Below are 317 nucleotides of genomic sequence, written 5' to 3' on the forward strand. Positions count from 1 at the left end.
GTTGCGGTGGGGATTTTCGGTGGAGAGATTTTTGGGGTTCGGGTTGATATTGTTGTGGATGAGGATATTCGGTGGGAGGAAAATGTTGTTTGTTGAGGGGTAATTGTGGTGGAGGAAAATGAGAGTGGGTGTTGGGTAGTGGTTTTGAAAAGAAAGGATATTGGGTATGTCAGAAGGGGGGGAGGGATAGATCGAGTGGTGGGAGTGGGGGAGGAGAGAAAGGTTGTGGAAGGGGTGGGGAAGGAGTTTTAGTAGGATGTATTGTGGCTGGTTCGTATGTTGTTATTCATTGAGGTGGATGTAATGGGAGTTGGGGT

At 47.9% G+C, this 317-nt stretch carries 1 protein-coding gene; it reads left to right on the forward strand.

The features are described from left to right. The first annotated feature begins 108 nt into the window (after positions 1 to 108). Positions 109 to 252, forward strand: a complete 144-nt coding sequence (locus FS736_RS24575; RefSeq protein WP_186326909.1) for a hypothetical protein — start codon at positions 109 to 111, stop codon at positions 250 to 252. Positions 253 to 317 lie beyond the last annotated feature (65 nt).

It is taken from the genome of Cytobacillus oceanisediminis 2691, from assembly GCF_007678455.1.
In the GTDB taxonomy this organism is placed as follows: Bacteria; Bacillota; Bacilli; order Bacillales; family Cytobacillaceae; genus Mesobacillus; species Mesobacillus oceanisediminis_A.